Origin of the sequence: Maricaulis sp. (assembly GCF_034670125.1) — a bacterium.
Lineage (GTDB): Bacteria > Pseudomonadota > Alphaproteobacteria > Caulobacterales > Maricaulaceae > Maricaulis.
The window spans coordinates 385055-399231 of sequence record NZ_JAXMOC010000002.1 but is presented as its reverse complement, the minus strand read 5'-3'; the positions used below and the strand labels follow the sequence as shown (position 1 = coordinate 399231).

Annotated in this window: 13 protein-coding genes and 2 tRNA genes; 10 read left to right on the top strand and 5 right to left on the bottom strand. The window is 61.5% G+C overall.

Annotated elements, in window-relative coordinates; genetic code table 11:
• The first annotated feature begins 70 nt into the window (after positions 1–70).
• From clpX to pheA, 3 genes are all read left to right on the top strand, one after another.
• On the top strand, positions 71–1342 hold the full coding sequence (gene clpX / locus VOI18_RS05245; RefSeq protein WP_011643278.1) for an ATP-dependent Clp protease ATP-binding subunit ClpX: 1272 nt from the start codon (positions 71–73) through the stop codon (positions 1340–1342).
• A gap of 155 nt (positions 1343–1497) precedes the next feature.
• A complete protein-coding gene (lon, locus tag VOI18_RS05240; RefSeq protein WP_323761356.1) occupies positions 1498–3906 on the top strand; it encodes an endopeptidase La in 2409 nt (802 codons plus the stop codon).
• Positions 3907–4187: 281 nt separating this feature from the next.
• The gene (pheA, locus tag VOI18_RS05235) at positions 4188–5342 is read left to right on the top strand and encodes a prephenate dehydratase (RefSeq protein ID WP_323761355.1); all 1155 of its coding nucleotides are present in this window, start codon (positions 4188–4190) and stop codon (positions 5340–5342) included.
• Between the two features lie 59 nt (positions 5343–5401).
• On the opposite strand, the gene VOI18_RS05230 is transcribed toward pheA, so the two are convergent.
• Together VOI18_RS05230 and VOI18_RS05225 are read right to left on the bottom strand one after the other, a co-directional pair.
• Positions 5402–5665 carry a YiaA/YiaB family inner membrane protein gene (locus VOI18_RS05230; protein WP_323761354.1) on the bottom strand — a complete coding sequence of 88 codons (264 nt, stop codon included), beginning with the start codon at positions 5663–5665 and terminating at the stop codon, positions 5402–5404.
• Between the two features lie 12 nt (positions 5666–5677).
• Positions 5678–6385: a PspA/IM30 family protein gene (locus tag VOI18_RS05225; protein ID WP_323761353.1), complete on the bottom strand. Its 708-nt coding sequence runs from the start codon at positions 6383–6385 to the stop codon at positions 5678–5680.
• Positions 6386–6497: 112 nt separating this feature from the next.
• On the opposite strand from VOI18_RS05225, the gene VOI18_RS05220 reads away from it, so the two are divergent.
• Both VOI18_RS05220 and VOI18_RS05215 read left to right on the top strand, forming a co-directional pair.
• Positions 6498–7139 carry a TetR/AcrR family transcriptional regulator gene (locus tag VOI18_RS05220; protein WP_323761352.1) on the top strand — a complete coding sequence of 214 codons (642 nt, stop codon included), beginning with the start codon at positions 6498–6500 and terminating at the stop codon, positions 7137–7139.
• A 70-nt stretch (positions 7140–7209) separates the two neighbouring features.
• Positions 7210–7285, top strand: a tRNA-Val gene (locus VOI18_RS05215).
• Positions 7286–7353: 68 nt separating this feature from the next.
• On the opposite strand, the gene bioD is transcribed toward VOI18_RS05215, so the two are convergent.
• Both bioD and bioF read right to left on the bottom strand, forming a co-directional pair.
• Positions 7354–8019: a dethiobiotin synthase gene (gene bioD / locus VOI18_RS05210; protein ID WP_323761351.1), complete on the bottom strand. Its 666-nt coding sequence runs from the start codon at positions 8017–8019 to the stop codon at positions 7354–7356.
• On the bottom strand, positions 8016–9197 hold the full coding sequence (gene bioF, locus VOI18_RS05205) for an 8-amino-7-oxononanoate synthase (RefSeq protein WP_323761350.1): 1182 nt from the start codon (positions 9195–9197) through the stop codon (positions 8016–8018). The genes bioD and bioF overlap by 4 nt, the downstream gene beginning before the upstream one ends.
• A 43-nt stretch (positions 9198–9240) precedes the next feature.
• On the opposite strand from bioF, the gene VOI18_RS05200 reads away from it, so the two are divergent.
• From VOI18_RS05200 to VOI18_RS05185, 4 genes are all read left to right on the top strand, one after another.
• Positions 9241–10530, top strand: coding sequence for an adenosylmethionine--8-amino-7-oxononanoate transaminase (locus tag VOI18_RS05200; RefSeq protein WP_323761349.1), 1290 nt, complete (start codon positions 9241–9243; stop codon positions 10528–10530).
• A gap of 57 nt (positions 10531–10587) precedes the next feature.
• Positions 10588–10932: an ArsR/SmtB family transcription factor gene (locus tag VOI18_RS05195; RefSeq protein ID WP_323761348.1), complete on the top strand. Its 345-nt coding sequence runs from the start codon at positions 10588–10590 to the stop codon at positions 10930–10932.
• On the top strand, positions 10929–11333 hold the full coding sequence (locus VOI18_RS05190; protein WP_323761347.1) for a VOC family protein: 405 nt from the start codon (positions 10929–10931) through the stop codon (positions 11331–11333). The genes VOI18_RS05195 and VOI18_RS05190 overlap by 4 nt, the downstream gene beginning before the upstream one ends.
• 103 nt (positions 11334–11436) lie before the next feature.
• A tRNA-Asp gene (locus VOI18_RS05185) sits at positions 11437–11513 on the top strand.
• A 90-nt stretch (positions 11514–11603) separates the two neighbouring features.
• Here the strand turns inward: VOI18_RS05185 and VOI18_RS05180 are convergent.
• Complete coding sequence (locus VOI18_RS05180; protein WP_323761346.1) at positions 11604–12455, bottom strand: metal-dependent hydrolase; 852 nt, start codon at positions 12453–12455, stop codon at positions 11604–11606.
• A gap of 354 nt (positions 12456–12809) precedes the next feature.
• Between VOI18_RS05180 and VOI18_RS05175 the strand changes: the two genes are divergently transcribed.
• Positions 12810–14174: a DEAD/DEAH box helicase gene (locus tag VOI18_RS05175; protein WP_323761345.1), complete on the top strand. Its 1365-nt coding sequence runs from the start codon at positions 12810–12812 to the stop codon at positions 14172–14174.
• The last annotated feature ends 3 nt before the right edge of the window (positions 14175–14177 follow it).

The following is a 14177-nucleotide window of genomic DNA, read 5'->3' as shown; positions in this document are numbered from 1 at the left end:
TTGATTTTGCACGAGGCTGAAAGCGAAAGCAGGCATCATCGCGATGCTTGCGGGTTGAAATGGAGCGGTCATGAGTAAGACGACGGGCGGAGACAGCGAGTCGAAGAACACCCTCTACTGCTCTTTTTGCGGAAAGAGCCAGCACGAGGTTCGCAAACTGATCGCCGGCCCCACGGTGTTCATCTGTGATGAATGCGTCGAGCTCTGCATGGACATCATCCGCGAGGAAAACAAATCCTCGCTGGTGAAATCCAAGGAAGGCGTGCCGTCTCCACAGGAGATTTTCAACGTCCTCAATGATTATGTGATCGGCCAGGCGCATGCCAAGCGCGTGCTCGCCGTGGCGGTCCACAATCACTACAAGCGGCTCAATCACGCATCCCAGAATTCCGATGTGGAGCTCGCCAAGTCCAACATCCTGCTGATCGGACCGACCGGTTGCGGCAAGACCTTGCTCGCGCAGACTCTTGCCCGCATCCTCGACGTGCCGTTCACGATGGCGGATGCCACCACGCTGACCGAAGCCGGTTATGTCGGGGAGGATGTCGAGAACATCGTCCTGAAACTGCTGCAGGCCGCCGATTACAATGTCGAGCGGGCCCAGCGCGGCATTGTCTATATCGATGAAATCGACAAGATTTCCCGCAAGTCGGACAATCCGTCCATCACCCGCGACGTGTCGGGCGAGGGCGTCCAGCAGGCGCTTTTGAAGATCATGGAAGGCACAGTCGCGTCGGTGCCGCCACAGGGCGGTCGCAAGCATCCCCAACAGGAATTCCTGCAGGTGGACACGACCAATATCCTGTTTGTCGTCGGTGGGGCGTTTGCCGGCCTCGACAAGGTCATCTCCCAGCGTGGCCAGGGGTCGTCGATTGGCTTCGGCGCCGATGTGCGCGAGCCGGATGCCCGTCGTACCGGCGAAATCCTGCGTGAAGTCGAGCCTGATGACCTGCTCCGCTTCGGTCTCATCCCGGAGTTTGTTGGTCGTCTTCCGGTCATTGCGACCCTGGAAGATCTCGACATCGGTGCGCTGGTTCAAATCCTGACCGAACCGAAGAACGCGCTGGTCAAGCAGTATCAACGCCTGTTCGAGATGGAAGGTGTGGGCCTGACCTTCACCGAAGATGCGCTCAAGGCGATCGCCAATCGAGCCATCGCACGGAAAACCGGTGCGCGTGGGCTGCGATCGATCATGGAGGGCATCCTGCTTGAAACCATGTTCGATCTGCCAAGCCTGGAAGGCGTGGAGGAGATCGTCGTCAATGGGGAAGTGGTTGATGGCAATGCCAAGCCGCTGTCCATTTATGCAGAGCGCAAGGACGACAAGCGGGAGGGCGCTTGACCTTTCGAGGTCGGATCGCCACCTCCTGAAGCAAGCCGGACTTCCGGGCCTCGCGGTCGACGCGACGGTCCGGTGAGCCGTTCAGTCACGATCTGTAGACCAAACTAGCAACAGGTCTGCCCGCGCTCCCCCGTGTGAGCGCGAATGGAGAAAACATGTCCACTACGAAGACGCTTCCTCTTCTTCCGCTGCGCGATATCGTCGTATTTCCGCACATGATCGTGCCGCTCTTCGTGGGCCGGGACAAATCGGTCCGTGCCCTGGAAGAGGTGATGAAGGCCGACAAGCAAATCCTGCTCGCAACCCAACGTACGGCCGCCGATGACGAACCGGGGGCTGATGCCATCCACAAAACCGGCGTCATCGCGTCTGTCCTGCAATTGCTGAAGCTTCCCGACGGGACCGTTAAGGTACTCGTTGAGGGTGGTGTTCGCGTGGAAATCAGCGCCTTTACCGAGCGCAGTGATTTCTACGAAGCTGTCTGCGAGGTCCTGGATGAAGATCCAGGTGACGTGTCGGAGCTGGAAGCCCTGATGCGGACTGTGTCGGCCAAGTTCGATGACTACGTCAAACTCAACAAGAAGGTTCCGCCTGAAGCGCTGGCGTCGCTGTCGCAGATCCGCGAGCCGGGTAAGCTTTCGGACAGCATCGCCGCCCACCTGGCCGTCAAGATCGAGGAAAAACAGTCGCTGCTGGAGGAGCCGGACGTCAACCGTCGGCTCGAGCGCATCCTTGGCATGATGGAAGGCGAGATCGGCGTCCTGCAGGTCGAGAAGAAAATCCGTTCGCGCGTCAAGCGCCAGATGGAGAAGACCCAGCGGGAATACTATCTCAATGAGCAGATGAAGGCGATCCAGCGCGAGCTGGGTGAGGGTGATGACAGCCGTGAGGAGCTGGCCGAGCTGGAAGAAAAGCTGGCCGAAGCCAAGCTCTCCAAGGAAGCCCGCACCAAGGCCGATGCCGAATTCAAGAAGCTTCGCAATATGAGCCCGATGTCGGCCGAGGCTACTGTCGTTCGCAATTATCTCGACTGGATCCTGTCGGTCCCGTGGGGCAAGCGCAAACGCCTGAAAAACGATCTGGAACGCGCCGAAGGCGTGCTCGAGACGGATCACTATGGCCTCGACAAGGTCAAGGAGCGCATCCTCGAGCATCTCGCGGTCCAGGCCCGCACCAAGAAGCTCAAGGGCCCGATCCTGTGTCTCGTTGGCCCGCCCGGCGTCGGCAAGACCTCGCTTGGTCGCTCGATCGCCAAGGCGACGGGTCGTGACTTCGTGCGCATGTCGCTGGGCGGCGTGCGCGACGAGGCCGAGATCCGTGGCCACCGCCGCACCTATATCGGCTCCATGCCGGGCCGGATCATTCAGTCGATGAAGAAGGTGAATTCTTCCAATCCGCTATTCCTGCTCGACGAGATCGACAAGCTGGGTGCCGATTATCGCGGCGATCCCGCTTCGGCCCTGCTTGAAGTGCTCGATCCGGAACAGAACGCCAATTTCAATGATCACTATCTGGAGGTCGATTACGACCTCTCTGACATCATGTTCGTAACCACGGCCAACACGCTCAACCTGCCTCAGCCGCTGCTGGACCGGATGGAGATCATCCGTATCGCTGGCTACACCGAGGATGAAAAGGTCGAAATCGCGCGTCGCCACCTGATCCCCAAGCAGATGAAAAACCATGCGCTCAAGGACAGCGAGTGGTCGCTGACCGAGGACGGTCTGCGCGACCTGATCCGCTATTACACCCGCGAGGCCGGTGTCCGTAGCCTCGAGCGTGAGATCGCCAATCTGGCCCGCAAATCCGTCGTCCAGATCGAACGTGGCAAGGTCAGCTCGATCACCGTGTCGGCCGAGAATCTCGGCGAGTTTGCCGGTGTTCGGAAATTCCGCTTCGGCGAGACCGAAGACCACGACCAGATCGGTATCGTCACCGGTCTGGCCTGGACCGAAGTCGGCGGCGACCTCCTCACCATCGAAGCGGTCCGCATGCCCGGCCGTGGCAAGATGATGGTGACCGGCAATCTGCGTGACGTGATGAAGGAGTCGATTTCTGCGGCCAATTCCTTCGTCCAGTCGCGGGCCCCGTCGCTGGGTATCAAGCCGACCATTTTCCGGGCGGCGGACATCCATGTCCACATGCCCGAAGGTGCGACCCCCAAGGATGGGCCGTCTGCGGGCGTTGGCATGATGACCGCGATCGTCTCTGTTCTGACCGGTATTCCGGTCCGCAAGGACATCGCCATGACCGGGGAGATCACCCTGCGTGGCCGGGTGCTGCCGATCGGCGGCCTCAAGGAGAAGCTGCTGGCCGCCCTGCGCGGTGGCGTGAAGACGGTCCTCATCCCCAAGGACAATGAAAAGGACCTCGCCGAGATCCCGGACAATGTCAAAGAGGGTATGGAGATCATTCCGGTCGAGACGGCGGATGAAGTCCTGATGCGGGCGTTGGTCGAGGCTGTCGAGCCGGTCGAGTGGACCGAAGCGGACGAGGCGGCCCTGGCCGCGATCGCGTCGCAGCCGGGTGGTGAAGGCGATGCCGGACAGCCGATTGCACACTAGCGTCTGAAACCGGTTTCATTTGAAACAATATTGGCCGGAGGCGTCGTCTCCGGCCATTTTTGTGCGCAAGGCTCGCGGTGAAGCGCAGAAAATGGATTGACCGTGCAAGTCGGGCCCGCCACTCTGCAGGCCATGAACAATGCATCGTACTTTTTTGCGGCCTATTTTAGCAACGCAACCCAATTGGGGGCGGTGACCGGCTAGCTTGTGCGACGGCGCAACGAAACCAGGGCCTCCCTCACCGGGGAGGCCCTTTTCTTTTGTCTGAAGGGATCAAACACATGGCAACGGACATGACGCGGGATGAAATCCGCTCGGCAATCAGCGAGATCGATCAGGAATTGATTGATGCCATCGCACGTCGTGCCGGCCTCGTGGAGGACATCCTCAAGGCCAAGGCGCGATCCGGTAGCCCGGTGCGGGACAGGGAGCGTGAGCGCGATGTGTTGCGGGCGGCTGTCCGGCAAGGCGCCGAAAAAGGCGTCCCGGCGGAGCTGGTTGAAACCCTGTTTCACGCCTTGTTCGAGGCCTCGGTCCGACGGCAGCGCCAGCAGTTCGATTCAATGCGCAATGACGAGCTGAACGAAGCGTCGGTAGCCTATCTTGGGGGGCCTGGCAGCTACAGTCACATTGCGGCCCAGAAAGTCTTCCAGCGTCGCAATGCGACAGTCGTGCCGTCCCCCAAGCGTGACTTCGTATCGATCTTTCGCGCCGTCGAGAACGCCGAGGTCGATTATGGTGTGATCCCGATCGAAAACACGACGACTGGATCGATCAATGAGGTCTATGACATCCTGATCAATTCGCACACGCAGATCATCGGCGAATTCCTGCTGCGGGTCGATCATTGTCTGGTCGGTCGGGCGAGCGGGCAGGGACGAGTCAGCCGGGTGTTCGGACACCCGCAGGCGCTGGCCCAATGCCGTCGCTATATCAGTTCCCATCCAGAGCTCGAAACTCATATGGCGGCGTCAACCACGCGGGCCCTGGAGCGCCTGTTGGAGGATGATGACACGGCCGTGGCCGTCGCCGGCGAGGATGCGGCACGCCTGTTCGGCATGGATATTCTCGAGCGCAATGTCGGCGATCACGAGCAGAACATTACCCGGTTCATCGTCATCGGACGCAAATCCAAGCTCCCGACCCGCGAGGTCGAGTGCAAGACATCAATGATGTTCACCACCCGCGACACGCCGGGCTCGCTGGTCAATGCACTGATCGGCTTCCGGGACAACGGCATCAATCTGGTGAAGCTCGAATCGCGACCGATTGCCGGCAATCCCTGGGAAGAGATGTTTATCATGGATGTCGAGGGGCATATGGAGGATGGCAAGATCCGCCAGTCCATGTCGGTGCTGGAAGAGCATACCCGAGAGATCAAACTGCTCGGCTGCTATGCAATGGACGCGATCGACAAGGTGTCTGTTAGCAGTTGATTTCAGGGCCGGTCCCGGCCAGCTGGCGGCGCCCGTTCTTGGCGGGCGCCGTTCGCCGGTCAGGTTCTGGTGACGTAGTCTTCCAGGATTTTTTCGTGTTTGGCCCGTTCCAGTTTGGATGAAAACTGATCGTTGATACGCTGCTCCTGCAGCGTTTTGACCAAGGTGATGAGGGAGCCGGTCAGAAACAGGATCCCCATCCCGACATAGCCCTTGGTCGAGAGGTCGACGGGCACCAGGAGCAATGACAGACCCAACATGGCGTAGGCGATGGCGACGCAGGCATAATTGAAACTGATCCAGAGCTTTGACTGTCCAAGCATGGCACGTCCTCCCTAGACCGGCTGAGCATCAGTCGGCGCGGTGTCCAGCCCCGCCCTGATCCGATTGAGAATGTCGTCTCCACGCGCTTTTACCGAGGCACCGAACCCTTGGTCTGCCATGCGCTCGATCAGGCCATCGCCTGACAGGTCCGCGTTGATGTCATCAAGAATGTCGGCGAAGCCACCGGCATCCAGGGCGGCAAGTGCGCGCTTCAGGACGGCCTCTCCCTCCATCAAGGCGCCGAGCCCGCTGAGGCTTCCCTGCAGGGCGGTTCCACCACGGCGCTCGTCTTCAAGCGCTTGCGCCGTGACAAGGCCTTGTCTGAGATCTGTCAGGCGGCGGTCGGTTTTTTCGAGCAGCAAACGCAGCCGCCTGGCGCTCGACCGGGTCCGGGTGAGGGCGTTGGTGCGTGCGGTGTTTTCATTGTCCAGGTCGGCGAGGGCGTTGGCTCCATCACCCGCCAGCGCTTCCATCCCCGCCTTCAGGGCGTCGCGGGTTCGCGCTTCCATGTCCTGGCGCCTTGCGGTGAGTGCCTGCAGCGCCGTGTCTTCCTGGCGCTCCCGCAGAATGAGTTGCGCCAACGAGCGCTTGGCTGCGTCGTGACCCTTTTCGGCATCCCGGATGTTTTGCTCGATGAGCAGGGCAGCGTTCTCGGTTTCCAGGGACTGGCGGCTTGATTCCGACCGGGCCCTGAACAGGGAGACAAGGGTAGTGAACATGTCATTCTCCTTTGTGAACTGTGTTCATTTAATAAGGCTAGGTGGGAATCCCGTTCACGCAAGCCGAATAATGAACGTTGTTCGACAGGCGTCCCCGGAGTATCAGTGGGTCATGACAGATGTTCAGGACAAACACCGGGCCCGTGGCCGCCCAGCGTTGGCGCCGGAAGTGCGCGACCAGGCCTTGGCGGCGGCCGGAGCCCTGTTGGCGGAGCAGGGGCTGAACGGCATGAAGGCCCGGACCATTGCGGCGCGGGCCGGCCTCAGCGTCGGATCGATCTACAAGCTATTCGGCGATATCGACGATTTGATCCGTGAACTCAACATGATCACCTATCGTGATTTTGCCGAACACCATCGTCAGGCGCTGGAGCGCGCGGGGCTCGATCGCTCCAAGGTGCACGGCCGCGTTATGGTGCTTGCGAAAGCCTATGTGGATTTCGTCACCACCGAGAATGCCCGGTGGCGAGCCCTGTTGGCGTTCAATCGGCGCCAGGGCGGGGCAGCGCCGCAATACTATACAGATGTCGAAGACGAGTTGTTTCAGCTGGTCATCGATGTCCTGGAACCAGCCCCGGGGCTTGAAGATGTCGCCTTGCGCGAGACGTCGGCACGCGCACTCTGGGCGGCGGTTCATGGCATCATTGTCGTCGTGCTGCCCAATGCCAGCTATGACAACCCGGTCGCGACGGCGATGAACCAGATCGAGATGGTGGTGGGCGCCTATATCCGGGACGCTGCACAGAGCCGTTGAAGCGGGCTTGCGCCACCCGGGTGGAAGGCATTACAAGCGCGTCCTGCCCCGCAGACGGGCACCGATACCCGGGCGGTTAGCTCAGTTGGGAGAGCATCTCGTTTACACCGAGAGGGTCGGGGGTTCGAGCCCCTCACCGCCCACCATACCGGCCGGTTGTGACCCGAGTGGCATGACGGCCGCCCCCCCAAACCGGACAGCACCGACGGATCGGTCAGTCGAGCGATGTTGCTGTCGCCCGTTTGAACAGGTCGAGCAGTGCCTCCGGGGCCGCCGGCTCATAAATGCGTATATCGGCACGCGGCGCGAACCGGCTCAAAGTGCGGACGATCTCCGCTACCGGTGTCTCGCCACGGGGATGATCATTGAGGATGACCGTGCAGCGCCCATCGAGCACTCTCAGTGCCGTCAGCGTGTGAGAAATGGTTCCAAGATAACTGCCGGCGACCAGCACCGGATGAGCGTCGAGTTCACGGATCAGGTCAAGATTGAGTCCGTCAGAGGCGATCGGAGACATGACACCGCCAGCGCCCTCGATGACTGTGGGCATGTCACGGCTGACATGGTCGAGGCACCAGCTGACGACTGTCTCGAGTGGCAGGTCGCGCCGTTCCTTGCGGGCGGCGAGATCGGGCGAAAGTGGCGCCCTGAACCGCCAGGGGGAGACAGCCTGCACGCCTTCTCCGGTCAACGCCTCTCCGTTGGCCCGCATCAGGCGGATGGTGTCGGTCTCGTTGAGAGCGGACGGGTTGAACCCGGAAATCACCGGCTTGAGGACGCGCATGGCCTTGCCGCCCGCTCGCCAGGCCCGGATCATTTCGCACAGCACATGGGTCTTTCCGATATCCGTGCCGGTTCCGGTGAAAAAAAGCGGTCTCATGACTCGGCGGCCTCGGCGGGTTGCAGGATCGACTTCAGGGTGGAGGCGAGCCGGTCAATGTCGGCCTCGCTGTGCGCCGCATTGAACGTCACCCTCAGGCGAGCCGTGCCGCGCGGGACCGTCGGCGGACGTATTGCTGTGACCAGAAACCCGGCCGTCTCGAGGGTGGCGGACGCGGCGAGGGCGTCCGCCTCTTTTCCGATGATGATCGGGACGATGGGTGAGGCGGGTTCGGCCAGCCCCAGCGCCCGGCAGAAACGGCGGGCCAGCCTCATGGGGCGGTCGCGAAGCACCGGGTCTCGGGCAATCAGGTCCAGCGCAGTCAGTGCCGCCGCGATGCTGGCCGGCGGCAGGGCGGTGGTGAAAACAAGGGGGCGGGCCCGCGTCCGGAGCAGGTCGCAGACATCTTTCGACGCGCACACATAGCCGCCATAGCTGCCGAGAGCTTTGGACAGCGTGCCCATCTGCAGTGGCGGCGTTACCGGCGGCTGGAAGGCATGCGTGCTGCCATGGCCGTTACCGATCACGCCGATCCCATGTGCGTCATCGACCAGCGTCCAGGCGTTGTGCCTGTCTGCCAGGGCCAAGAGGTCGGGCAGGGGCGCGAGATCACCATCCATGGAGAAAACGCCGTCGGTCAGGATCATCGCATGACGGTGGTCGCCCCTCAGCTCGGTCAGCCGGGAGGCGAGTGCCGCCATATCATTGTGGGGGAAGGTTTCCACGCGTGCGCCAGACAGGCGCGCACCGGCATGAAGGCAGGCGTGCGCGAGGGAGTCCACGAACACGATATCGCCCTTTCCGACCAGGGCGGGCGTGATCGCCAGATTCGCCAGATAGCCGGACCCGAACACAAGACAGTCCTCGGTTCCCTTGAAGGTTGCCAGTCGCGCTTCCAGGTCGAACAGCAGGGGGTGACCGCCCGTTACCAGGCGTGACGCCCCGGCCCCCGCGCCGTAGCGGCACGCTGCCGCTGCCGCTGCCGCGGTGACATCGGGATGCTGGCTGAGGCCGAGATAGTCGTTCGAGCAGGCATTGATCAGCTGGCGACCATCGCGTTCGACCAAGGCGCCGCCCAGCGGCAGGGTCTCGCGGGTCCGGCGACGCAGGTTGCGCCGGTCGAGCCCGGCCAGCTTGCTGGCTGCGAAACGCTCGAGGGAAGCACTGGCAGTTGTCATACAATGCCTGTCGCACAGAATTGTGGCCTGCTAAAGCCTCCACATGTTTCGGGATGCAGACAAGATGAATTTCGATCCGGCTGATCATGCGCTGTGGCGACCCTACGCCCAGATGAAAACAACACCGCCCGCCCTTCCGGTTGCCAGCGCGGAGGGCGTCCGCCTGACGCTCGCGGACGGCCGCGAGCTGATCGACGGTGTCTCGTCCTGGTGGACGGTCTGCCACGGCTATCGCCATCCCCACATCATCGACGCCGTAAAGCGCCAGCTTGATGCCGTCCCGCATGTGATGCTGGGCGGGTTGACCCATGACCCGGCGGAGCGGCTGGCGCGGCGCCTCGCGGCCAAGGCCCCGGGTGAGCTCAATCATGTTTTCTTCTGCGAGTCCGGATCGGTATCGGTCGAAATCGCGATGAAGGTTGCCGTCCAGTCCTTCATCAATCGGGGGCAGCGGGGCCGCACGCGGTTTCTCGCCTTTCGCGGCGGGTACCATGGTGACACGCTTGCGACGATGTCGGTGTGTGATCCGGAAGAGGGTATGCACGCCCTTTTCGCTGGTGCGATCGCCCGGCAATTGATCGCTGACCTGCCGATCGACGCAGATCGCGCCGACAGTCTTGACGCTTTGGTGTCGCACCATGCGGACACACTGGCCGGTGTGGTTGTCGAGCCTCTCGTCCAAGGCGCAGGTGGCATGCGCTTTCATGATGCCGCGACGCTGCGAGTGCTACGCAACCTTTGTGACCGTCATGGGCTGCCTTTGATATTCGACGAGATCATGACCGGTTTTGGTCGCCTGGGCACACTGTTTGCCGCAGAAAAGGCTGGTGTCACGCCTGACATCATGACCGTCTCCAAAGCATTGACCGGCGGTACGCTGCCACTGGCGGCGACGCTGGTTACTACCCGCTTGTTCGAACTCTTCTGGGACGAGGACCCGGGCAAGGCGCTGATGCACGGGCCGACTTATATGGGCAATCCGGCCGCCTGCGCCGCCGCCAATGCCTCGCTCGATCTGTTCGAACGCGAGCCGCGCCTGGATCAGGTTCACGCCATCGAATCAATGTTTGCGGCGTTGTTGCCGGCAGCGCGTCACATCCCGGGCGTGGTGGATGTGCGCTGGCAGGGCGCGATCGGGGTGATCGAGATGGCGAGTCTGCCCGAGCTGGATATCCTGAAGGCCGAATTCGTCGATGCCGGTGTGTGGGTGCGACCGTTCAACAATATCATTTATCTCATGCCTCCCTATGTGATCAGTGCCGAGGATCTGCAGATATTGATCGGTACCACCTTGCGCGTCACGGAAGCGTGGGCCCGGCGGCACTTCATTTAATTTCAGTATTTTCAAAATGATCCTTGCACGAGTAATTATTTTCACTAAATTGGAATTATGGAAAAGACAGACGCCATCGCCGCGCTTGCGGCTCTCGCCCATGAAGTCCGGATGGATGTATTCCGTCTGCTGGTGACGGCGGCAACGCCCTGTGAGGGTGACGGGGGACTGACGCCCGGCACCATCGCCGAGGCGCTCGGGTTGCCGGCTCCAACACTGTCTTTTCATCTGAAGGAATTGTCGCGGGCCGGTCTGATCCAGTTCGAGCGGCGCGGGCGGTCATTGATTTATTCACCGCGCATTTCCCGGCTGCAGGCGGTTGCCGGATTCCTTCTTGAGGATTGTTGCAAAGGTCTGCCGACAGTATCCGTCGCCAGAAAAGCCAAGGAAACAGGATCATGAAACGTCTGCATGTCAGCTTCAAGGTGCGCGATCTTGATGCATCGATCGGTTTTTATACCCGCTTGTTTGGCAGTGAGCCCACGCTGGTCAGGGACCGCTACGCGAAATGGTTGATCGAAGACCCGCGCATGAATTTCGTCATCGAATCCGGCGAAGGCGTGCCCGGTTTCAGTCATGCCGGTCTGCAATCGGACAATCCGGAGGAACTGCATGGCGTTTTCGAGCGGATGAAGTCTGCGGAGGCCCCCTATTTGCCGGAAGGAGTGACAACGTGCTGCTACCACAAATCAGAAAAGAGCTGGACCGCAGATCCTGATGGCGTGATGTGGGAGGCGTTTCACACGCAGCACCAGACCGAGGAGCGCGGTGACGGTCCGCAAATCGGGTCACGGGCGGGCTGACTGCGCTCGACCTGCGTTCGGCCTGCAAAGCGTGTTGAAACCCGCTTGACCGCACCGCGCTCTGCTCATAAACAACGCACCTCGCTTCGGCGAGACGCCTCAAGCGGGTGTAGCTCAGTTGGTTAGAGCGCCGGCCTGTCACGCCGGAGGTCGCGGGTTCGAGTCCCGTCACTCGCGCCATTTCTTTCCGGATCGGAAGAGATGGTCAGACGCCAAAACGGCCGCCCCTCGGGGCGGCCGTTTGCGTTTGGTCAGTCTTTGGAAACCGGGCTATTCGGCGGCGATTGGCTCGGCCAGATCATATTGCGCTTCGACGTCGGCGATCAGATGGCGATCATCCACCTGCCAAGGGTGAAAACCGGGCTGGAAATAGGCGAGCCAGGGCAGGATTACACGCCGGATGACGCCAGGGCGCCCCCAGAGATACGCGGCGAGGCCGAACCGGGCCTTGAAGCCTGTGATCCCATCCTGCGCGAGCAGGTGAAGGGCCTCGGTCCAGCGCTTCACAATGAAATCCTTCGAGACCCGGGCAAACACCGCGCAACGGATGCCCCAGCGCTTGAGCGGCGACACATCCCGCATGACATAAGCGTAGGTGTCGAAAGCGACGCTCTTGTGCTCGATCTCCTCGATTGCATGCCACAGCCACATGCGTTGCGATTCCCGATCGGTACCGTCGTACAATGACAGGTCCTTCAGGGCGAGGTGGGCAAAAATGGCGGTGAAATGCTCCAGCGACACGGTGATGCTGAGCTGGGCGACCGGATGTCCCTGCCGAGCCTCGGCCAGGCTGTCTTCGACCTGTTGCAGGGCCGCGCTGACATCATATCCGGCCTCGATGACCCGGACATTGAAACCGTTGTGCTCCCGGGTGTGAAACGCTTCCTGGCGGACGAAGTCCTTGATCTGTGCGGCGAGGGCGGGCGGTACGTCTTTCTGGAACCGTTTGACACTCTCGATGAAGAAAGTCTCTCCGGCCGGAAAAGTAACCGAGAGCGCATTGTGCCACGCCGTTGCAAAGGGATCGCCGCCAAGCCACCAGCGTTTCCGCGTCGCATCATCGGTGAATTTGCGATTGCGCGGGGTGATTTTCAGGTCGTCGGGCGTGGCGGTCCGGGCCATGGTCTGCTCCAGAAAGAGGTGCCTGATGGTGCGAGTGAACGGTGTTTACCGTTGCCTGATGCTGCGGTCGTGTCAATTCCGCCTGTTTGCTGCGACAGCGAAATGATTTGCTATCTGAACCGAAACATGTGACATGCGGCTCACGTTCCACCGTGTGTAGGCAGCCAGCAGGCTGCGAACGGTGGTCGTTGGCGAGACAGTCAGCCGTTTGACGGCCCGTATTGATCATTGCCACCGCGGCGCCAGGTCCGGCGCCAGATACTGGCAGCTGATCTACGCAAGCTTCCGCAACGAAAACCCCGAGGATCGCGTCGCGCGGCTGTCTGCGCCCGGTCCATGAGAAAGATATTATTTTTGACCCAGTTTACTGATCTCGGCCTGGCCGAGCCTATTTTGCGCGCCTTGACCGATGAAGGTTATGAGACCCCGACCCCGATTCAGCGCGAAGTCATTCCGGCGATGATTGCCGGCCGGGACATCGTCGGCATCGCCCAGACCGGCACCGGCAAGACCGCATCCTTCGTCCTGCCGATCCTCAATCGCTTGATCGAGGAGAGCCGGCCCACCCATCCGAAAACCTGCCGGGCGCTGATCCTGTCGCCGACCCGCGAGCTGTCGGCCCAGATCCTCGAGAATGTCCGCGGTTATAGCCGTCACATGCGGGTGTCCTCGACACTGGTTGTTGGCGGCGTAAAGCCTGGCCCGCAAATCCGTGCTCTGGCGAAGGGCGTCGACGTGCTGGTCGCCACGCCGGGACGCCTGCTCGACCTGATGCAGTCCGGCGCCGTCAAGCTGAGCGAGACGAAGGTCCTGATCCTGGATGAAGCCGACCAGATGCTGGACCTCGGCTTCTTCCCGGCCATTCGCAAGATTGTCAGCTTCCTGCCGAACAAGCGTCAGACAGCCCTCCTGTCGGCCACCATGCCCAAGCCGATTCGCGCCCTGGCGCAGGAAATGCTGGAAGACCCCAAGGAAGTCTCTGTCGCGCCAGCCTCACGTCCGATCGAGCGCATCGAGCAGTCGGTTGTGCTGCTGCCCAAGGAATCCAAGAAGGATCTTTTGCTGGAATTGATGTCGGACAAGGCCGTCGAGCGCGCCATCGTCTTCTCGCGGACCAAGCACGGCGCAGACAAGATCAACCGGCATCTGGTCGACTACGGTCTCAAGTCCGCTGCCATCCATGGCAACAAGTCCCAGGCGCAGCGGATCAAGGCGCTCGCCGGTTTCAAGACCGGCGCGGTGAAAATCCTGGTCGCGACTGACATCGCCGCACGTGGCATTGACGTTGATGACGTCTCTCATGTCGTCAATCACGACCTGCCGAACCTGCCGGAGTCCTATGTCCACCGGATCGGTCGGACGGCACGGGCCGGCAAGTCCGGCGTCGCGGTCTCCATGTGTGAGCCGGGTGAGTATGAGTATCTGCGTGATATCGAGCGCCTGACGGGGCTCGACATTGATCGCGTATTCATCGGTGACGAAGACAAGTTTCTCGCCGAAGCCAAGAATGCCACACCAGCGGCGTCGCAGAAGAAGCAACAGCGCCCGGCGCGCAAGAAACCCTTCACCGCCAGCCGCGCCCGTCCGCAAGGACAGGGCAATGGCGGGGGGCGTGGGCGCCCGTCCGGCCAGGGTGGTGGCCAAGGCGGCGGTCAGGGCGGCGGGTCAAAGCGTCCCCGCCGCCGCAACAACCGGTCTGGCGCGCGTACGCCAGCCTGACGA